This is a genomic window from Erwinia psidii, from assembly GCF_003846135.1.
GTDB lineage: Bacteria > Pseudomonadota > Gammaproteobacteria > Enterobacterales > Enterobacteriaceae > Erwinia > Erwinia psidii.
This window is the reverse complement of record NZ_RHHM01000003.1, coordinates 33,591-54,603: the sequence shown is the minus strand read 5'-3', so window position 1 is coordinate 54,603 and position 21,013 is coordinate 33,591. Positions and strand designations below refer to the sequence as shown.

The window sequence follows — 21,013 nt, the reverse complement described above, 5'->3', positions numbered from 1 at the left end:
GGACGGGCCAGAATTACTGGCAGCGGGCCGGTGTGAAATACTACCAGGTCCCTTCTGATCGAATGAGTTTCCTGTTTGTTTTGTCGTACCTGGCCGCAGTAAATCCAGAAAACAGAGGGGACAGACTCTGAAAAAAATAATTCACGACACCGCAGAAGCAGCGAGGTTGCAGGCACTTGCGGAGTATCAGCTGATGGATACCCCGTCAGCTGACGCTTTGGACCGGCTGACCACGCTGGCGGCGCGCCTTTTTCGCGTGCCGGTCGCTTTTATTTCATTGATAGATGATGAGCGGCAGTTTTTTAAATCCCGTTACGGACTGGACATTACCGCAACATCCCGCAGCGTGGCTTTCTGCCATCATACGCTGGAACAGGAAGAGCTGTTCTGTGTCCCTGATGCGCTTAGCGATCCGCGTTTCTGTGACAGCCCGCTGGTGCTGGGCTATCCGTATATTCGCTTCTATGCGGGCGTGCCGCTTAAAACACCGGACGGCTACCCTATTGGCACGGTGTGCCTGACTGACAGCCAACCCCGTCCGGCGCTGACCGAGGCCGATCGCCAGCACCTAATCGATATCGCTGCGCTGGTGATGGATCGCATGGAGGTGCATCGTCATGAGTTCCAGCGGCGCGCCAGCCAGCAGCGGCTGGCGGCAATATCATCCACCTCTCCCGATGCCATCATCTGTACCGATTTGCAGCGAGGTATCACCTTCTGGAATCCTGCCGCGTCTGCCATGTTTGGCTACAGCGCGCCTGAGATGCTCGGAAAATATGTCGCAGCCCTGATCCCCGAACAGTGCAAAGCTGACTATTGCAATGAGCGCGATCGTCTGATGCACAATGATGATGCCATTTCGCTACCGCGTACCATACAAATCTGGGGTGTACGACGCAGTGGTGAGGAATTCCCGGCTGAAGTCTCGTTTTCAGGATGGTTCGAGGGGGAAAGTCGACTGGTTGGTATGATTATCCGTGACGCTACCGCCCGCTATGAAAGCGAAACGCGTCTTTGTGAACTGGCATCGATCGATATGCTAACCCGGCTGGCCAGCCGGTCTGCCTTTATGCTTCAGCTCGGTCAGCTCACTGAAGCGGGAGTTCCTTACACGCTGTTGATGACCGATCTTGATGGTTTCAAGGAGGTCAACGACACGCTGGGCCATGCTGCGGGGGATGCGTTGCTGTGCCATGTCGCCTCGCAGATCCGCACCGAATGTTCACACGCGATCGCTGCGGCCCGTCTTGGCGGCGATGAATTTATTATTCTTCTTCCCTACAGCAGTCACCATGCTGTGGAAACGGCAGAAAATCTGATCGCCGCGGTACAAACGCCTTTCCACTATCACGATACTCCGGTTCGCGTTGGAGCAAGTGCGGGAATTGCCGGGTTTCCTGAACATGGTCAGGATGCTTCGTCGGTGATGTCCGCTGCGGACCTCGCGCTTTATCGCGCCAAGGCGGATGGAAAGGGAAGAAGCGTTCTGTTCGAGCATACATTCCGCGAGGCGGCATTGCATCGCCGTCGCTTTGAGCGTGAACTGGAAACTGCGGTCAGGCAGCAGCAATTTGTGCTGTTTTATCAGCCACAGTACAGCGTGACAGATAACCGGCTGACAGGTTGTGAGGCCCTGCTGCGCTGGAAGCACCCGGCTCGCGGGTTACTGATGCCCTCTGAGTTTATTGGCATGCTGGTGAAAAGTCCGCTGTCTGTCATGCTGGGTGAATGGATCGTCCGTACCGCGGTGACGCAAATTCGTCAATGGCAGCTGTTTTATCCCTCGCTCCGCGTCAGTATTAACCTGTTTCCACGGCAGCTTGTCGGGGCAGGTCTGGAGAGGGTGTTGCATGACAGCGCCGGTGGGGATGCAGGCTTTGTCGATCTTGAGGTCGATGAACCTCTGCTGACGATGATTGCGCGGGAGAATCCTGAAAGTCTGGAGGCTGTCAAGATTACCGGCGCAAATTTTATCATCGACCACTATGGACGCACGCTGGGATCGATGAATCTGTTGTGCAATGGCATTGTATCCGGCCTGAAAATTGATAAATCACTGACCTGTCAGTTGAACGCCAGTACCCGGACCCGAATGATGATCAGAGCGATTGCCGGGTTTAGTAAACGCCTGGGGATGAGCGTCGCGGTGGCGGGGGTGGAAGAGAAGGCACAGCATGCTTTTCTCAATACGTTGCAGTGCGACCTTGTACAAGGTAACGGATTGTGTCAGCCGCTGAGCACGACTGACTTTGAGCTTAATCTCAGGGCCGGGTATACCACACGTTGCATCGAAAATAACTGACTGGTCACAGCCCATGACCATTTTTCATAACTAAAGGAGGCAACATGCCGTTAAGCTCACTTCAGGCGCTGTGTCTGGTGAACTTTTTTCTGGCCGATGTCCGCGATGGTCTTGGGCTATTTCTGGGTATCTTTCTTACCGCACCTCACTGGAAACCAGATGATATTGGTTTCGTTATGACGGCGGGTGGCGTTGCCGGGCTGGCTGCAACCTTGCCTGCCGGACTGCTCACCGATGCCACTACACGTAAGCGTCTGTTGCTGTTTATCGGATGTGTCCTGATAACCGGTGCGACACTGTTGCTCTGGTTTTATCCGCAAACCATCCCCGCTACGCTGTCACAGGTGGTAACCGGTATCGCTGCGGCCTGTATTGCGCCAGTGGTGGCAGGGATAACTTTGGGCCTTACCGGGAAGTCCGGCTTTAACCGACAAATGGGTAAAAATGAAGCTTTTAATCACGCCGGAAATCTTGTTGCTGCGGTGATTGCCGGTTTTACCACCTGGTTCTGGGGCACGGGTTCAGTCTTTGTGCTAATGACCGGTATGGCGCTTCTCACCGCGTTGAGCGTGATGGTGATATCGACAACCATGCAGCCAGGGGGTTGGACCGCGCTACTGCCTCTGTGCCAGCGCTTTCGTTCAGGGAATTACGCCGACATTCTGCATTGATGGTGGTGGGGGTCACTCTGCTGCTGTTTCATTTGGCGAATGCAGCGCTGCTGCCGCTGCTCAGTATGCGGGCTGCCACGCTGGCTCTGCACCAGGGTATTCCGCCAGGCGTTTATGCTGCCGCCACTGTCGTTATCTCACAATGCGTGATGATCCCCGTTGCGTTGCTGACATCGGCGCGTGCCGATAAATATGGTTACCGTCGGTTAATTATGCTGGCGCTGCTGGTGTTCCCCGTCCGTGCTGCGATAGCCTCAGCCTCAGCGGCACCACTTATCCTGCTCCCGGTGCAGGTGCTGGATGGCGTGGCAGCCGGAATACTGGGGGTGACCATTCCCGGCTACATCGTGCAATTATTGAGTGGCAGTGGCCATACCAATTCCGGGCTGGGGTTGATCATGTTATTACAGGGGGCGGGGGCGGCGTTCAGCCCGACGCTGGCCGGAATGATAACCACCCATTACAGCTGGAGCATGGCGTTTGCTGTGATGGTGGGAATAGCGCTGGTTGCACTGGCTGTATGGTGGCAGTCTGGCAGACAGCATCTGTTGCCTTCACGCTGCAATGCCGATACCTCCGGCTAAGACGTACTGACTGGATGACGGCGCACTTCAGCCTGCGGGTGGTCGGATCAGGGCCGTCTGCCAGCATCACCGATTTCAGTCCGGCTGTTGCCGGGCGGCGCAGTACAATTTCCCTCTGAACTGAATAAAGCTTACTTCCAGCCAATGAAGTAACTTGCGGCTTTTGGAAAATAAATCATCCGGCGTCAATTGTCCCTTATCTGTTTTCATCTGCTGCCGATACTGATCCTGCATACACTTTCACAGGGATCACCAATGAAAATATCAACGCGTCTGGCCATCGGTTTTGGCATGCTTATTATGTTGTTTATCATCTGCACGGCGGTTTCACTCAAAGCATTCTCTGACGCCCGTAATGGAATGGATGATGCGTTAAACGTTAAAATGAAAAAATACCAGCTGGTGCTCAATATGCGCGGCGGGCTGAGGGATATGTCGGTGGTGGTCAGAAACATCGCTCTGCTGTCTGATGAGAAAGGGATGCAGCAGGAATCGCAACGCCTCACGTCAATGAAAGAACAGTATATTCATAACCGTGAAGCCCTTGCCGGGATGATGCAGTCTGAACAGAATGACGCGGGTCGAACTGCTTTTTCAAGGGTGCTGGAAAACGAACATCAGGTGCTGGCCGTCATGGATCAGGCGGCACAGCTTGGTCTGCAAAATCGTCAGAAAGAGGCGATGAGTTATCTGATGAATACGGTCCGGCCTGTGCAACGTGTGTTGCTGGACGAGATTGATGCAATGACCAACATTCAGATGCAGAACAGTCGTGAAGCGTTGGAAAACAACAGCCAGTTAATCGGTCGGGCATCTGTGATCCTGATTATTTTGGCCGTCATCTCAGTTGTACTTTCCGTGGCCACCGGATACCTGATCTCGCGGCTGTTGATGCGCCAGTTGGGTGGTGAGCCTGCCGAAGCCCAGGGGCTGGCCGCGGCCATTGCAGAAGGCGATCTCACCGTCTCCCTGATGCTGCGAAAAAACGATCGGGGTAGCCTGCTGGCGTCACTGGCCGGTATGCAGGCCCGGTTGCGTGAGCTGGTTTTGCAAATCAAAGAGACCTCTTCTAATGTGGCGCTGGCTGCGGACGAAATAGCTCAGGGCAATACTGAACTTTCTTCGCGTACGGAGCAGCAGGCGGCTGCTTTGCAGGAAACAGCCGCCAGCATGGAACAGCTGACCGCCACGGTAAAAAGTAATACGGCGGGTGCGCATCAGACAGCCGGCACCGCCCGTGAAACCGCAACCCTGGCCCGCGCCGGTGAGGCCGATGTACAGCGGATGTCAGAAACCATGCATGATATTTCGCACAGCGCTAAAAAAATCCGTGATATCACCGGGGTTATTGAAAGCATCGCTTTTCAGACCAATATCCTGGCGCTCAACGCGGCCGTTGAAGCGGCCCGCGCGGGTGAAGGTGGACGTGGTTTTGCGGTGGTGGCCGGTGAGGTCAGAACGCTGGCACAACGCAGTGCCACGGCCGCGAAAGAAATTAAGGCTCTGATTGAACAGACGGTTGGCCAGGTTGGCAATGGCGTGACGGTTGCCAATGGTACCTGTCAGAGTATCCTCTCCGTGGTAAGTATGGTGGGGGAACTGGCTGATGCGATGGATGAAATTTCCCTGGCTTCATCTGAACAGATGCAGGGCATTTCTCAGGTCAGCATTGCGGTCAGTCAGATGGATGGTGTCACACAGAACAATGCCGCACTGGTTGAGGAATCGTCCTCTGCGTCACAGTCGCTGTCGGAACAGGCTCATGCCCTGCGTGGCGTGGTGGCAACGTTCAGGGTCTGAAAGGGAGCGGCCTGGGGACATTATCAGGCCGGTTTGTGAGCATTAAGCCGTTATCAGCCTGTGACACGACATTGGCAACCAGCAGCGGAAACACCTTTTGTCAATGGCGAAAGAGTCTGTCCCAACGCTTGCTGACAGAGCGGCTGTCTGCGCCCGTCTGGCGGCATAAACCTTTCCGTCATCACGCCCCGCGCCGGCCTGCAAATCTCTTTTTGTGATGGATGCCGCTTCAGACGTTCCGTGCGTATCTCCGTCACCCGTTATTATCCTCTCGCACTCAGCCTGCAAGCCGTGCCGCCGGGCAACAGGTCAGTACATTCGGCGGCTCAGATTCATAATGTCGAGAATTTTGGTGGCGATCTCTTCCACCGAATAATTGGTGCTGTTCAGATAGCGGATCTGATGGGTTCGGAACAGCGCTTCCACCTCACCCACCTCAAGGCGGCACTGACGCAATGAGGCGTAGCGGGTATTTTCCGCCCGCTCCTGGCGGATTGCCGCCAGCCGCTCCGGGTCGATAGTCAGACCAAACAGCTTATGCTGAAAGGGCTTCAGGGCAGGGGGCAGTTTGAGGTTGTCCATATCGTCAGCGATAAAGGGATAGTTTGCCGCCCGGATGCCAAACTGCATTGCCAGGTAGAGGCTGGTGGGCGTTTTTCCGCAGCGTGATACGCCCAGTAAGATGATCTGTGCATCCTCCAGTCCCCGTAAAGAAATACCATCGTCATGCGCCAGTGTGTAATCGATGGCCGCAATACGTGCGTCATATTTTCCCAGATTACCGGCGGTAAGTCCGTGAGTGCGGTTGGCTACCGGGGCCGGTTCCAGGCCCAGTTCCTGCTGTAGAGGAGCCACCAGCGACTGCACAATGTCCTGGCAAAAACCATCGCTTTGCAGAATGATTTCGCGGATCTCTGGCACGACAATAGAAAAAAACACCAGCGGCCGGACCCCGCTTTGCTGGTAAAGGGCATTGATCTGTGCCCTGACTGCCTGAGCACGAGGCACATTTTCCACAAAGGGCAAGGTGAAACTGTTAATGGTAACGGGAAACTGCGACAGCACCGCATGTCCAAGTACTTCTGCGGTGATCGCGGTGCCGTCCGAGATATAAAAAACGCTTCTTTCGCTGTTCACGGCGTGGTTTTCTCCGGGCAAAGTGTTTTTGCAGCGTAGATGACGTTACGCTGATAAAGCAAATAGTGAGTCTGACAGCACTGAAGACGTTTTACATCAATGTCTGGAGATGCTGAACCATTGCTTTTGGTGCGCTGATGTATTCACTCAAGCGCGAAACAGGAGAGACTTTTTCGTAATCTGTTGATAAGCCCCCTCTGAATTACAGTAACCTCCATCGCCTGGATTATCGCTGTTCCGGCAAAAGAATAATGGCTGAACAGGTTATTTTATCTTTAAAACAATATGTTGATTAATTTTTTATCATGCCGCCGCAGACGGAGTTTTCTTAAAATGGCATTTTTGCGCTGCCTTAACGATTCAACAGTTTCTTTCATTAGCCCGGATGTGCCAGGCTCATTAAGCATCAATCTTTGCTCATTTTGTTCATTACAACTTAAAAGGATTGAATCAATGTCCAGTAAAGGCGACCTGCCGCTTGTGCTCTGGTATAACCAGCTTGGTATGAATGATGTTGATCGGGTGGGCGGCAAAAATGCTTCTCTTGGAGAAATGATCACTAATCTGTCCTCGTTGGGCGTTTCCGTTCCCAACGGCTTCGCCACCACTTCAGCGGCATTTAATCAGTTTCTCGACCAAAGCGGCGTCAGTCAGCGCATTCATGACTTGCTAGATAACACCAATATTGATGATCTTGACCAGCTGGCGAAAGCCGGTAAACAGATCCGTCAGTGGATTGTGGAGACGCCATTTCAGCCGCAGCTCGAACAGGCCATCCTTGAGGCATACCAGCAGCTCTCTGCCGACGATGCTGACGCCTCTTTTGCCGTGCGGTCATCTGCCACCGCAGAAGACATGCCGGATGCGTCCTTTGCCGGTCAACAGGAAACCTTTCTTAATGTTCAGGGCTTCGATGCCGTGTTGGTCGCGGTTAAGCACGTTTTTGCCTCGCTGTTTAATGACCGTGCCATCTCCTACCGTGTGCATCAGGGCTATGACCACCGTGGCGTAGCGTTGTCTGCCGGTATTCAGCGTATGGTGCGCTCAGATGTCGGTGCAGCGGGAGTGATGTTCACCATTGATACGGAATCCGGCTTCGACCAGGTGGTATTTATCACCGCGGCGTGGGGTCTGGGCGAAATGGTGGTGCAGGGCGCGGTAAACCCTGATGAATTCTACGTGCACAAGCCTACGCTGTCGGCGGGACGACCGGCTATCGTTCGCCGTACGATGGGATCGAAAAAAATCCGTATGGTGTACGCCGGTTCGCAACAGCACGGTGAGCAGGTCACCACTGAAGAGGTGCCGGAAGTGCAGCGCGATCGTTTCTGCCTTACCGATAAAGAGGTTGAGGCGCTGGCAGCGCAGGCAATGCTGATTGAACAACATTACCAGCGCCCGATGGACATAGAGTGGGCAAAAGACGGTCATACCGGCAAACTGTTTATTGTGCAGGCGCGCCCGGAAACGGTGCGCTCAAATGGCCAGGTGATGGAGCGTTACACCTTACTGGGGCAGGGCAGGACAGTGGTGGAAGGCCGTGCTATTGGTCATCGTATCGGTGCCGGAACGGTAAAGGTTATTCATGACATCAGCGAAATGAACCGCATCGAAAAAGGGGACGTGCTGGTCACCGATATGACCGATCCCGACTGGGAGCCGATTATGAAGAAAGCGGCTGCCATCGTGACCAATCGCGGCGGGCGCACCTGCCATGCGGCAATTATCGCCCGCGAACTGGGGATCCCGGCGGTGGTGGGTTGTGGTGACGCCACCACAAGGATCGAGGAAGGACACAAGGTCACCGTCTCCTGTGCTGAAGGTGATACCGGTTATGTTTACGACGACTTGCTCGACTTCGAGGTGAAAAGCTCGCAGGTGGACGAAATGCCGGCGTTGCCACTGAAAATCATGATGAACGTCGGTAATCCCGACCGGGCATTTGATTTTGCCTGCCTGCCGAATGAGGGGGTCGGGCTGGCACGTCTGGAATTTATTATTAACCGGATGATCGGTGTTCACCCAAAAGCCCTGCTGGAGTTTGACCAGCAAACGCCTGAGCTGCAACAGGAAATTCGCGCCATGATGAAGGGCTTTGATGATCCTGTCGAATTTTACATCGCACGACTGACCGAAGGGATTGCCACGCTGGGTGCCGCTTTTGCGCCGAAGCGGGTGATCGTACGCCTCTCCGATTTCAAAACCAATGAATATGCCAACCTGGTTGGGGGCGAGCGCTACGAGCCTGAAGAAGAGAATCCGATGCTGGGTTTTCGTGGTGCCGGGCGTTATGTGGCCGACAGCTTCCGTGATTGCTTTGCGCTGGAGTGTGCCGCAGTGAAGCGCGTCAGAAATGATATGGGGCTGACCAACGTTGAAGTCATGGTGCCATTTGTCCGCACGGTGGCTCAGGCTGAAGCGGTAGTGGATGAGCTGGCGCGTCAGGGACTGAAGCGTGGTGAAAATGGCCTGAAGCTGATTATGATGTGTGAAATTCCCTCCAATGCGCTACTGGCGGATCGGTTCCTGCAATACTTTGATGGCTTCTCGATCGGGTCAAATGATATGACTCAGCTGACGCTGGGACTCGATCGTGATTCTGGCGTGGTTTCTGAATTGTTTGACGAACGCAATGACTCGGTTAAAGCCCTGCTGTCGATGGCAATCCGGGCAGCGAAAAAACAGGGTAAATACGTTGGCATTTGCGGGCAGGGGCCGTCAGATCATCAGGATTTTGCCGCATGGTTGATGGCAGAGGGCATTGACAGTCTTTCGCTCAACCCGGATACGGTTGTGCAAACCTGGCTGAGTCTGGCAGACATGCCGGACCATTCATAAGTCAGATCCTCAGTAAAGCAAAAGGTCAGCGGCATAGCTGGCCTTTTCGTCATCTGCTTAGCTGGCAGGCAAAAAAAAGCCCATCACATGGGATGGGCAAAGACTACACACAGCAATTCTTTACTTTGTTCAGGAGACCGGGCGTTGTTTATCAACAACCCGATTGTAAACAGTGGCTTCATAGTATGCAGCGAGCAGGGGTGAGTCTTTAAGAATCCTCTTATTAGTTCAGGTATGATAATATTTTGTGGTGCAAATATCGCTGTTGGAAGAAGGGATTTGTTCATAAAAGCGTCACTTTTGCCCTTAAAACCGCATTTAACGGTTTTTCTTATAAAAACCCCTTAACAAAATCAGAAAAACCTCACAAAGGTAAGGCGGCCAGACGCGCTGGCCGCAGTAAACCCGCCTGCTAGTGCCGCTGCTGATGTTCAAATTCTGCCAGCTCTTCCACCACCCCCTGCGGATTTTCTTCAGGAGGGGGCGTCTCGTGTATCCAGACAAAAATCAGCCGGTAAGACACGGCAAGCACCACCGGGCCGATAAACAGGCCAATCATGCCGAAAGCGACCAGGCCACCGATAACGCCGGACAGGATCAGAATCAATGGCAGGTCGGCTCCCATGCGGATCAGCATCGGACGCAGCACGTTATCCAGCGTCCCCACCACGCAACTCCATATCACCAGTACCGTGCCCCAGGTGGTGTCTCCGCTCCAGTAAAGCCAGATAATCGCCGGGATCAGCACCACCAGTGGCCCAAGCTGTACCAGACAGGAAAAAATCATCACGACCGTCAGCACCGCAGCGTAAGGGATGCCGCAAATTGCCAGGCCAATGCCGCCCAGTACCCCCTGTACCAGGGCTGTCACCACCACGCCCAGCGCTACCGCACGAATGGCCTGTCCGGCCAGCAGCACGGCGGCATCTCCCCGGCAGGAAGCCAGACGATAGGCAAAGTGACGAATGCCCTGTCCGACCTGTTCGCCTCGCCAGAAAAGCAGAACGCTGAACAGTAACATCAGCGCCAGATGCATCATAAAGCGGCCGAAATGGCCAGCCTGGGCAAACAGAAAACCGCTGGTTCTGCCAAGATAAGGCTGCACGCTGGTAAGCAGTGCGCCTCCTCCGCCCTGAACCAGTTTATGATAACCGGAAGATAACTTTTTACCGACCAGTGGAATACTTCTCAGCCATTCCAGCTCCGGCAGTTGCAGATGTTTGGAGGTCAACCATGCGACCACTGGTCCACTGTTTTCAATCAGGCTGTTGACCAGTAATGAAACGGGAATAATAAACAGCAGCAGCAGGATCAGCGTCATGGCTACCACCGCCAGTGAACGGCGTCCCCACAGCCATCCCTGAATTTTTATCATCAGTGGCCAGGTGGCGATGACCACCATGCTGGCCCAGGCAAAGCCCAGCACAAATGGTTGTACCACCCAAAAACTGGCGACAATCAATAGCGTAATAAACAGCAAGGAAAAGACAATCTGTAGCAGGTCCCATCCATTATGAACATTTTTCATGTATCAACTTTTACCTCAGATAAAAAGCATAAAGCGGTGGCTATGCCCGGAAGAGGGAATTCAGTACCCGACTCATTGAGCATTGTCTATTAGACGCATTTTCGATATAAACGGCACGCGATTCTTTTGGCCCGATTTTCTGAAATCGCGACAGGTCATAAAAAAATGTGATAAAACTTTTGCCAGAGAGCAATCGTTATACACAACATTTTGGTCACCCGATAATGATCCCACAGATTTCTCAGGCACCCGGCCTCGTTCAGCTGGTGCTGGATTTTTTGCAGGCGCTCCATCAGCAAGGTTTCACCGGCGATACCGCGACCAGTTATGCTGACCGCCTCACCATGTCAACCGACAACAGTATTTATCAGCTGCTTCCCGATGCCGTTGTCTTTCCCCGCTCCACCGCCGATGTAACAATGATTGCCCGTCTGGGAGCGGAAGCACGATTTAGCAGCCTGGTGTTTACCCCGCGCGGTGGCGGCACCGGCACCAACGGACAGGCGTTGAATCAGGGTATTGTGGTCGATATGTCGCGCCATATGAACCGTATTATTGATATCAATATTGAACAGGGCTGGGTGAAGGTTGAAGCGGGCGTGATTAAGGATCAACTTAACGCTTTTCTCAAACCTTATGGCTTCTTTTTCTCGCCGGAATTGTCCACCAGTAACCGTGCCACCCTGGGAGGGATGATCAATACCGATGCGTCAGGACAGGGATCGCTGGTCTATGGCAAAACCTCTGACCATGTGCTTGGACTGCGTGCGGTCCTTCCCGGCGGCGATATCCTTGATACACGGCCGGTTCCGGTACGGCTGGCTGAACAACTGGCCGCAGAGCAGAATAAAGAAGGCGATATCTACCGTACGGTCCTTGAACGCTGCCGTGACCGCCGCCAACTTATTGTCGATAAGTTCCCTAAACTTAACCGGTTTCTGACCGGCTACGATCTGCGGCATGTGATTAGTGATGATTTGCAACAGGTGGATCTGACACGGCTACTCTGCGGTGCCGAGGGTACGCTGGCGTTCATTACTGAAGCGAAGCTGAATATCACGCCCATTCCTAAAGTGCGTCGTCTGGTCAACATCAAATACGACTCCTTTGATTCAGCGCTACGCAGCGCGCCGTTTCTGGTGGCAGCCAGGGCGCTGTCGGTAGAGACAGTGGATTCTAAAGTGCTGAATCTCGCGCGGGAAGATATCGTCTGGCATTCGGTCAGTGAGCTGATCGCCGATGTGCCGGGGCGCGATATGCAGGGCCTGAACATTGTGGAGTTTGCCGGTGATGACAGGGTGCAGATTGACGCGCTGGTGGCGTCGCTGTGTGGACAGCTTGACGGGCTGATGGCGGCTCATGAATCGGGTGTGATGGGGTATCAGCTTTGTGATGATCTGCAGGGTATTGAGCGTATTTACGCGATGCGTAAAAAAGCCGTTGGGTTGCTCGGCAATGCCAAAGGACGCGCCAAGCCAATCCCCTTTGTTGAGGATACCTGCGTGCCGCCTGAACAGCTTGCCGACTATATCGTTGAGTTTCGGGCGTTGCTGGACAGCCACCATCTGAGCTACGGTATGTTTGGCCATGTGGATGCCGGGGTATTGCATGTACGTCCGGCGCTGGACATGTGCGATCCCCGGCAGGAGATGCTGATGAAGCAGATCTCTGATGAGGTGGTCTCCCTTACCGCACGTTATGGTGGGCTGTTATGGGGTGAACATGGTAAAGGCTTTCGGGCAGAATACAGCCCGTCCTTTTTTGGTGAAGAGTTGTATAACGATTTACGCCGGATTAAGGCGGCTTTCGATCCGGCTAATCGCCTCAATTCGGGGAAAATCTGTGCCCCCTTTGGCACTGAACAGCCAGTGATGCGCGTCGACGCAACCAAACGCGGCGGCTGGGACCGCCAGATTCCGGTTAACGTCAGAACCGACTGGCGTGGTGCGATGGAGTGCAATGGCAATGGATTGTGCTTCAATTTTGATGTACGCAGTCCGATGTGCCCGTCAATGAAGATCAGCGGTAACCGTATTCATTCCCCGAAAGGGCGCGCCACGCTGACCCGTGAGTGGCTGCGACTGCTGGCAGAACAGGGCGTTGACCCGCTGGAGCTGGAAAAGCGCCTGCCGGAGGAAAAACTCAGCCTGCGAACCCTGGTTGAGCGTACCCGTAACAGTTGGTATGCCCGTCGCGGAGAGTATGATTTTTCCCACGAGGTTAAAGAGGCGATGTCCGGCTGTCTGGCCTGTAAGGCCTGCTCAACGCAATGCCCAATCAAAATCGATGTGCCCGGTTTCCGCTCACGTTTTCTGCAGCTATATCACACACGCTATCTTCGTCCGGCGAGGGATCACCTGGTTGCCTCGGTAGAGAGTTATGCACCGTTGATGGCCAGAGCGCCTAAGTTTTTCAACTTTTTCATGCGCCAGCCGCTGGTGCATAAATTAAGTAAACAGCACATCGGTATGGTTGATTTGCCACTGCTGTCTTCGCCTAACCTTCGCCAGCGCCTGGCCGGACAACCAGCGATGACAACCACCCTTGAACAGCTGGAAAGGCTGAGTGGCAGCCAACGCGCACGCTATGTGCTGGTAGTCCAGGACCCCTTTACCAGCTACTACGAAGCACAGCTGGTGGCCGATTTTGTCTCACTGATTGAGAAACTGGGTTACCAGCCTGTGGTCCTGCCTTTCTCACCCAATGGCAAGGCGCAGCATATTAAAGGATTTCTGCAACGTTTCGCCCGTACCGCGCAGAAGACGGCTGATTTTCTTAACCGTGTCGCCGCGCTGGGTCTGCCTATGGTTGGCGTCGATCCGGCGCTGGTGCTTTGTTATCGCGATGAATACAGGGAGATCCTTACCAACAGGAGAGGGGATTTCCACGTTCAGCTGGTACATGAATGGTTGCAGCAGGTGCTGCCGGAAATAAAAACGCCGGATAATCCTCAGACCGGAGAAGCCTGGTATCTGTTCGGACACTGTACCGAGTCGACGGCTTTGCCTGTGTCCGCCAGTCAGTGGCAGGGGATATTTGCCCGGTTTGGTGCAAAACTGGAAAATATCAGCGTGGGATGCTGTGGCATGGCCGGGACCTATGGCCATGAAGCGAAAAATCTGGCTGATTCTCTTGGCATCTATGAGCTGTCATGGCATCAGGCACTACAGAAACTGCCGCGTCGTCGTTGTCTCGCTACCGGCTATTCCTGCCGCAGTCAGGTGAAACGCATTGAGGGGAATGGGATGCGGCATCCTCTGCAGGCCTTGCTGGAACTGCTCTGATGGCTATCTGGCAGCGCTCGCTCTCTCTGCAACAGCTCAATCAGCAAAGCCAGGGGACGCTGGTATCCCATCTAGGGATTGTGTTTGTCGCCATCAACGGGGAAAGCCTGCAGGCGACCATGCCGGTGGACAGCCGCACCCGTCAGCCGTTCGGTCTGCTTCATGGCGGTGCTTCTGTGGTGCTGGCGGAAACGCTGGGGTCGATGGCGGGATACCTTTGTACCGCAGGCGATGACTACATCGCGGGACTGGAGGTGAGTGCCAGCCACATGAGAGCCGTCAGGGAGGGGCTGGTATGGGGGGAATGTCGCGCCCTGCATCTGGGGCGCACGCATCAGGTCTGGCACACCGACATATTCGATGCACAGCGGCGATTATGCTGCTCGGTACGTTTAACCACGGCAATAATGACCGCAAGGTAAGAGTGCGGTCATGCGCCGGGTCAGATGATCCAGGATGCGTGTTTAACAAAATCGCTTTGCAGCGCGGTGGCTTTGTCCCACTCACCGTTTAACGCCAGTTGGTGGCACAGGCGGGTGAGTGAATGACGGGCGAGCTGCCATGCCTGCATGCGGAAAAGACGGTCGCGTTCACGGTTACCCAGTTCCTGAATCAGGCGATGATGCAGTTTACCCAGCGCGTGCAGATAGCTTTGATCGTCACCATTGAGCTGACACAGCTCTGCCATATCCAGACAGGTACTGTTAAAATTGCGCAGTTGTTCCGGTGAGCAGTCGGGCCTGTTCAGCTTTGCCTGAGCCATATAATAATCTACGGTGATATCACGGATGGAAAATTTATATTCATCAATCTTATGTTGCAGCCAGGCACTCATGGACAGATTCATCAGGGGACCCATACGCGTTAATGATAATCATTATCATATATTAGCTGCGGCGATATTCAATCTCACCGGAAAGAAAATTTACCGATTTATGCTTCCTCTCAGATAAATTGGTAATAACGATACGAGATACTGCCTGATAAGTTAAAATAAGTATTATGCCCAATCGGTGCAGCCTTCCTGATATTTACTGCTGGCTTTTCAGTGCGTTATAATTTAGTTAATTTTCTGCACCAGACAGAACGTAGCCCTCTTCAGCGGCTCTGAGTGGCATAAAAAGGTCCTGAAACCACCTGTAGACGTTAATCCCTGCAAAACAAGAGGTTGAAGAGACAATCAATATCACTAACATAGGGGTATTAGCCTACTGGGCTATCGACTCGCGAGGTAATGTTATGCCATCAGCAACGACGACTTCTTTTTCCCCGGATGACTTTATCTGGAAAGGTCTGACGCTTACTGACAGCGCCGCAAGGCAAATTATTTCTCTGGCTGCCAATGACCCGGAAATTAAGGGACTTAAGCTGGGAGTGAAAACCTCTGGCTGCGCCGGTTTTGGTTATACCATGGATTTAATTAAACAACCGGCTGACGATGATCTGGTGTTTATTCACCAGGGCGCGTCGCTGTATGTGCCTTTGCAGGCAATGCCGTTCATTGACGGAACTGAAGTGGATTTCGTCCGTGAAGGTCTGAATCAGATTTTCAAATTTAATAATCCTAAAGCTCAACACGCCTGTGGCTGTGGTGAGAGCTTTGGCGTTGAGTAAAATTTATGTCCCGAAACACTGAAACATCAGACGATGTGCAAGTCTGGGAAGGAAACCTGCAGAAGTACAAAGAAGGTTTCTTCACCCAGTTGCAGACCGAAGAGTTTGAACATGGCATCAGCGAAGACGTCGTGCGTGCGATTTCCGCCAAGCGTAACGAACCTGAGTGGATGCTCGATTTCCGTCTGAAAGCCTATGCGGCCTGGCTGGAAATGGAAGAACCACACTGGTTAAAAGCCAACTACAAGTCATTGAATTATCAGGACTACAGCTACTACTCGGCGCCGTCCTGTGGAAACTGCGATGACAGTTGTGCTTCCGAACCCGGTGCCAGGCAAACCTCCGGTGCTCAGACTCCTGACTATCTGACTGAAGAAGTGGAAAATGCCTTTAAGCAATTGGGAGTCCCGGTTCGTGAAGGTCAGGAAATAGCGGTTGATGCTATCTTCGATTCTGTCTCTGTTTCAACCACCTACCGCAGTAAGCTGGCGGAGCAGGGGATTATCTTCTGCTCATTCGGTGAAGCCATTCATGACCATCCTGAACTGGTAAAACAGTATCTCGGTACCGTGGTGCCCGCTAACGACAACTTCTTTGCCGCCCTGAACTCGGCGGTGGCTTCTGATGGCACCTTTGTCTATATCCCGAAAGGCGTGCGTTGTCCGATGGAGCTGTCCACCTATTTCCGTATCAACGCCGCCAAAACCGGTCAGTTCGAACGTACCATTCTGATTGCCGATGAGGGCAGCTACGTCAGCTATATTGAAGGCTGCTCTGCACCGGTGCGCGACAGCTATCAGCTGCATGCGGCGGTGGTGGAAGTCATTATCCATAAAGATGCCGAAGTGAAATATTCTACCGTGCAGAACTGGTTTTCCGGCGGGGAATCTGAAGGTGGCATCCTCAATTTCGTTACCAAGCGTGCGCTGTGTGAAGGTGAAAACAGCAAGATGTCCTGGACGCAGTCTGAAACTGGCTCTGCGATCACCTGGAAGTACCCCAGTGTTATTCTGCGCGGCGACAACTCCATTGGTGAATTCTTCTCGGTGGCGCTGACCAGCGGCCATCAGCAGGCTGATACCGGTACCAAGATGATCCATATTGGTAAAAACACCAAATCCACCATCATCTCCAAAGGCATCTCCGCCGGGAAAAGTCAGAATACCTATCGTGGCCTGGTGAAGATTATGCCGACGGCCACCAATGCCCGTAATTTTACGCAGTGCGACTCAATGTTGATCGGGGCTGAATGTGGTGCACATACATTCCCTTATGTGGAAGTGCGCAATAACACCGCGCAACTGGAACATGAAGCCACCACCTCGCGTATCGGTGAGGATCAACTGTTTTACTGCCTGCAACGCGGTATCAGCGAAGACGATGCCATTTCGATGATTGTAAACGGTTTCTGTAAAGACGTTTTCTCCGAACTGCCGCTGGAGTTTGCGGTTGAAGCACAAAAACTGTTGGCAATCAGTCTCGAACACAGCGTGGGTTAACCGCCACGCCTATGATCATTCAGTGCAATGCTACCAGGTATTGCCCAGGAAACACTATGTTAAGTATTAAAGATTTACAGGTAAGTATTGAAGATAAAGCGATCCTGCGTGGACTGAATCTTGAGGTTAAGCCGGGCGAAGTCCATGCCATTATGGGACCGAATGGCTCCGGTAAAAGTACCCTGTCAGCAACGTTAGCGGGCCGTGAAGAGTATGAAATTACCGGTGGTTCGGTCGATTTTAAGGGCAAAGATCTGCTGGAACTTTCTCCCGAAGATCGCGCGGGCGAAGGCATTTTTATGGCTTTTCAGTACCCGGTTGAAATTCCTGGCGTCAGCAATCAGTTCTTCCTGCAAACGGCAGTGAACGCGGTGCGTAAATACCGCTCTCAGGAAGAGCTGGATCGTTTTGATTTCCAGGACTTCATTGAAGACAAAATCCACCTGCTGAAGATGCCTGAAGATTTGTTGACCCGTTCCGTTAACGTTGGCTTCTCCGGCGGTGAAAAAAAACGCAACGACATTTTACAGATGGCAGTGCTGGAGCCTGAACTCTGTATTCTTGATGAAACCGACTCCGGTCTTGATATTGATGCGCTGAAAATTGTGGCAGGGGGTGTGAATACCCTGCGCGACGGAAAACGCGCATTTATCATTGTGACGCACTATCAGCGTATCCTGGATTATATTAAGCCTGACTTCGTTCATGTGTTATATCAGGGCAAAATCGTAAAGTCGGGCGACTTTACGCTGGTGAAACAACTGGAGGAGCAAGGCTATGGCTGGCTTACCGACCATTCGTGATGAAAGCGCCCTGCGACAGTGGCATCATCTGTTTGAAAGTAACGGAGAGCATCGCTCATTACAGGCTCAGCAGCACTGGCAGCAGGTACTGCGCTTAGGCCTGCCGACGCGTAAGCATGAAAACTGGAAATATACGCCGCTGGAAGGCCTGCTGGCGCATCATTTCGTTCTGCCAGCATCATACCGCCTGAGCGCTGAAGAAGTTGCCGGTCTGTCACTGGATATTGACGCGGTAAAAATGGTGTTCATCGATGGTCGCTTCAGTGCCGAACTGAGCGATAAAACTTTCGATCTGTTCGATATTCAGGTTTCCCAGGCGGGGGAACGTCGTGAGTTGAGCGCGCCAGTGCAACCTGAACTCTTTCTGCACCTGACGGAAAGCCTTGCGGAAGAGGCGGTCACTGTTCATCTGCCACGGGGTAAGGTTGCCGGTCGTGCACTGTATATGCTGCACATCAGCAGCGGCAGCGCCCAGGCAGAGATGCACACCTCGCATTATCGCCATCATCTGCAACTGGATGATGGTGCGCGGGCGACAGTGATTGAACACTATGTCAGCCTCAACGAGTCTGCCCATTTCACCGGTGCACGCTTCACCGCCACCGTGGGTGACAATGCCAGCCTGAGCCATTACAAGCTGGCTTTTGAGCACACCAGCAGCTACCACTTTTCACATAACGATCTGGTTATCGGACGTGATGCGCGGGTACAGAGCGACAGCTTCCTGCTCGGCAGTGGGCTGACCCGCCATAACACCAGCGCACAGCTCAACGGTGAAGGCAGTGAGCTTGGGATCAACAGCCTGATGTTGCCGGTGGAAAAAGAGATCTGTGACAGCCGCACTTATCTGGAACACAATAAAGGTCACTGTCTGAGCCGACAGATGCATAAAACCATCGTGCGGGACAAGGCACGTGCCGTGTTTAACGGCCACATCAAAGTGGCTAAACACGCACTGAAAACAGACGGACAAATGACCAACAACAATCTGTTGTTAGGCCGCCTGGCTGAAGTGGACACCAAGCCTCAGCTGGAAATCTACGCTGATGACGTGAAGTGTAGCCATGGAGCGACGATTGGCCGTATCGACGACGAACAGATGTTCTACCTTCGCGCCCGTGGCATCAGCGAAACGTCGGCGCAACGGATGATCATTTATGCTTTTGCCGCAGAATTAACCGAAGCGATTACGGATGACGTGCTGAAGGAAGCGGTGATGCAGCGTATCGCACAGCGCTTTCCCGGAGGCATTAAATGAGTTTTGACCTGGCACGCGTCAGGGCTGATTTTCCTGTTCTGATGCGGGAAGTCAATGGACAGCCACTGGCCTATCTGGACAGTGCAGCCAGTGCCCAGAAACCACAGGTGGTGATTGATGCGGAAAGCCACTTCTATCAATATGGCTATGCCGCCGTTCACCGTGGTATTCACACCCTGAGTGCCGAAGCCACTACCGCGATGGAAGACGTTCGCGCACAGGCGGCGGCTTTCCTTAACGCAGCCTCGTCTGAAGAGATTGTGTTTGTTAAAGGAACGACCGAAGCAATTAATCTGGTCGCGTCCAGCTGGGGTGGCAGCCAGTTAAAACCGGGTGATAACATCCTGATCACCGCAATGGAGCATCATGCCAATATCGTTCCGTGGCAAATGATTGCACAGCGTACCGGTGCTGAAGTGCGCTTTATTCCGCTGACGGAAGCGGGTGAACTGGATCTCGCTTCACTGCCGTCCCTGATGGACAACCGCACGCGTATGCTGGCGGTGACACAGGTTTCTAACGTTCTTGGTACGGTCAACCCGGTCAGAGAGTTAGTGGCCCGTGCAAAAGCCGCTGGCATCGCGACCCTGATTGATGGTGCTCAGGCGGTAATGCATGCGCCCGTTGACGTGCAGGATTTGGGCTGTGATTTTTATGTTTTCTCAGGACATAAAATTTATGGCCCCTCCGGGATTGGTATCCTGTATGGCCGTAAAGCCATGCTGGATCAGATGCCTCCGTGGGAAGGGGGAGGCTCGATGATTGCCACGGTCAGTCTGACGGAAGGTACCACCTATGCCGCAGCGCCATGGCGCTTTGAGGCTGGCTCGCCAAATACCGGCGGTATTATTGGCTTGGGCGCGGCTCTGCGCTGGGTCAGCGAACTGAGTCTTGATGCCATACAGCAGCGTGAGCAGGTACTGATGCGTTATGCCATGGACAAGCTCTCTGCGGTGCCGGATTTGCACATTTACGGTCCGCGCGAGCGTGCCGGGGTGATTGCGTTCAATCTGGGCCAGCATCATGCTTACGATGTGGGGAGTTTTCTGGATCGTTATGGTATTGCGGTTCGCACCGGCCATCATTGCGCCATGCCGTTGATGAACCATTACGGCGTACCGGCAATGTGTCGTGCCTCCTTTGTTCTGTACAACAGCGAGGAAGAGGCCGATCGTCTTGTTGCCGGTCTTATACGTATACATCGTCTGCTGGGTTAAACCTGGCGGCACGGGAGGAAGTATGGCAACCCTGCCAGATAAAGAAAAACTGGTGCGCAACTTTGGCCGTTGCGCCGACTGGGAAGAGAAGTATCTGTATGTGATTGAACTGGGGGCATTGTTACCTGAACTGCCTGAATCAGCCCACACCCCGGAAAACATCATTTCAGGCTGCCAGAGCCAGGTATGGATCCTGATGAACGTTGACGATAATCATCAGGTGGTGCTTCAGGGGGATAGCGATGCAGCGATAGTGAAAGGATTAATCGCGGTCGTTTTTATTTTGTTTAAGCAGATGACGGCGGCAGAGATCCTCTCATTTGATGTTCGCCCGTGGTTTGATCAACTTGATCTGACTCAGCATCTGACGCCATCACGTTCGCAGGGACTGGAAGCAATGATCCGCGCTGTTCGTCATAAAGCACAGAACCTTAGCAGCAACTGACTCTCTGCACTTCCCACCACCCGGTGGGACGTG

The 21,013-nt window shown here is 53.3% G+C and carries 14 protein-coding genes, 1 other RNA gene and 1 pseudogene; 12 read left to right on the top strand and 4 right to left on the bottom strand.

Annotated features, from left to right (window positions below):
* The first annotated feature begins 193 nt into the window (after window positions 1–193).
* The 3 genes and pseudogenes from EB241_RS04815 (at window position 194) to EB241_RS04805 (ending at window position 5,357) form a co-directional block, all read left to right on the top strand.
* Window positions 194–2,302, top strand: coding sequence for a sensor domain-containing phosphodiesterase (locus EB241_RS04815; protein WP_124232085.1), 2,109 nt, complete (start codon window positions 194–196; stop codon window positions 2,300–2,302).
* 44 nt (window positions 2,303–2,346) lie between these two features.
* Window positions 2,347–3,557 (top strand): annotated as a pseudogene (locus tag EB241_RS04810) (MFS transporter).
* A gap of 255 nt (window positions 3,558–3,812) precedes the next feature.
* Window positions 3,813–5,357, top strand: a complete 1,545-nt coding sequence (locus tag EB241_RS04805) for a methyl-accepting chemotaxis protein (protein WP_124232084.1) — start codon at window positions 3,813–3,815, stop codon at window positions 5,355–5,357.
* A 309-nt stretch (window positions 5,358–5,666) separates the two neighbouring features.
* On the opposite strand, the gene ppsR is transcribed toward EB241_RS04805, so the two are convergent.
* Window positions 5,667–6,494 (bottom strand): posphoenolpyruvate synthetase regulatory kinase/phosphorylase PpsR, encoded by an 828-nt coding sequence (ppsR, locus tag EB241_RS04800; RefSeq protein ID WP_124232083.1) that lies wholly within the window; start codon window positions 6,492–6,494, stop codon window positions 5,667–5,669.
* Between the two features lie 453 nt (window positions 6,495–6,947).
* Between ppsR and ppsA the strand changes: the two genes are divergently transcribed.
* Entirely contained in the window at window positions 6,948–9,332 is a 2,385-nt protein-coding gene (gene ppsA / locus EB241_RS04795) for a phosphoenolpyruvate synthase (RefSeq protein WP_124232082.1), read from the top strand.
* Between the two features lie 68 nt (window positions 9,333–9,400).
* On the opposite strand, the gene rprA is transcribed toward ppsA, so the two are convergent.
* Both rprA and ydiK read right to left on the bottom strand, forming a co-directional pair.
* Window positions 9,401–9,511, bottom strand: an RNA gene (rprA, locus tag EB241_RS04790) — antisense sRNA RprA.
* A gap of 233 nt (window positions 9,512–9,744) precedes the next feature.
* Window positions 9,745–10,860 (bottom strand): AI-2E family transporter YdiK, encoded by a 1,116-nt coding sequence (gene ydiK / locus EB241_RS04785; protein WP_124232081.1) that lies wholly within the window; start codon window positions 10,858–10,860, stop codon window positions 9,745–9,747.
* A 224-nt stretch (window positions 10,861–11,084) separates the two neighbouring features.
* On the opposite strand from ydiK, the gene ydiJ reads away from it, so the two are divergent.
* Together ydiJ and EB241_RS04775 are read left to right on the top strand one after the other, a co-directional pair.
* Window positions 11,085–14,144: a D-2-hydroxyglutarate dehydrogenase YdiJ gene (gene ydiJ / locus EB241_RS04780; protein WP_124232324.1), complete on the top strand. Its 3,060-nt coding sequence runs from the start codon at window positions 11,085–11,087 to the stop codon at window positions 14,142–14,144.
* On the top strand, window positions 14,144–14,566 hold the full coding sequence (locus EB241_RS04775; RefSeq protein WP_124232080.1) for a hotdog fold thioesterase: 423 nt from the start codon (window positions 14,144–14,146) through the stop codon (window positions 14,564–14,566). Before ydiJ ends, EB241_RS04775 begins: the two co-directional genes overlap by 1 nt.
* A 20-nt stretch (window positions 14,567–14,586) precedes the next feature.
* Here the strand turns inward: EB241_RS04775 and EB241_RS04770 are convergent, their stop codons facing one another.
* Entirely contained in the window at window positions 14,587–14,991 is a 405-nt protein-coding gene (locus EB241_RS04770) for a hypothetical protein (RefSeq protein ID WP_124232079.1), read from the bottom strand.
* A 392-nt stretch (window positions 14,992–15,383) separates the two neighbouring features.
* Between EB241_RS04770 and sufA the strand changes: the two genes are divergently transcribed.
* Genes sufA through sufE form a run of 6 tightly spaced genes read left to right on the top strand, consistent with a single transcriptional unit; the run spans window position 15,384 to window position 20,980 of the window.
* Window positions 15,384–15,758: a Fe-S cluster assembly scaffold SufA gene (gene sufA / locus EB241_RS04765; RefSeq protein ID WP_124232078.1), complete on the top strand. Its 375-nt coding sequence runs from the start codon at window positions 15,384–15,386 to the stop codon at window positions 15,756–15,758.
* 5 nt (window positions 15,759–15,763) lie between these two features.
* Window positions 15,764–17,257, top strand: a complete 1,494-nt coding sequence (gene sufB / locus EB241_RS04760; RefSeq protein WP_124232077.1) for a Fe-S cluster assembly protein SufB — start codon at window positions 15,764–15,766, stop codon at window positions 17,255–17,257.
* Window positions 17,258–17,313: 56 nt separating this feature from the next.
* Window positions 17,314–18,060, top strand: coding sequence for a Fe-S cluster assembly ATPase SufC (gene sufC, locus EB241_RS04755; RefSeq protein WP_124232076.1), 747 nt, complete (start codon window positions 17,314–17,316; stop codon window positions 18,058–18,060).
* Window positions 18,035–19,318 carry a Fe-S cluster assembly protein SufD gene (sufD, locus tag EB241_RS04750; protein WP_124232075.1) on the top strand — a complete coding sequence of 428 codons (1,284 nt, stop codon included), beginning with the start codon at window positions 18,035–18,037 and terminating at the stop codon, window positions 19,316–19,318. Before sufC ends, sufD begins: the two co-directional genes overlap by 26 nt.
* Entirely contained in the window at window positions 19,315–20,535 is a 1,221-nt protein-coding gene (sufS, locus tag EB241_RS04745; RefSeq protein WP_124232074.1) for a cysteine desulfurase SufS, read from the top strand. Before sufD ends, sufS begins: the two co-directional genes overlap by 4 nt.
* Before the next feature lie 22 nt (window positions 20,536–20,557).
* Window positions 20,558–20,980 carry a cysteine desulfuration protein SufE gene (gene sufE / locus EB241_RS04740; RefSeq protein ID WP_124232073.1) on the top strand — a complete coding sequence of 141 codons (423 nt, stop codon included), beginning with the start codon at window positions 20,558–20,560 and terminating at the stop codon, window positions 20,978–20,980.
* Window positions 20,981–21,013 lie beyond the last annotated feature (33 nt).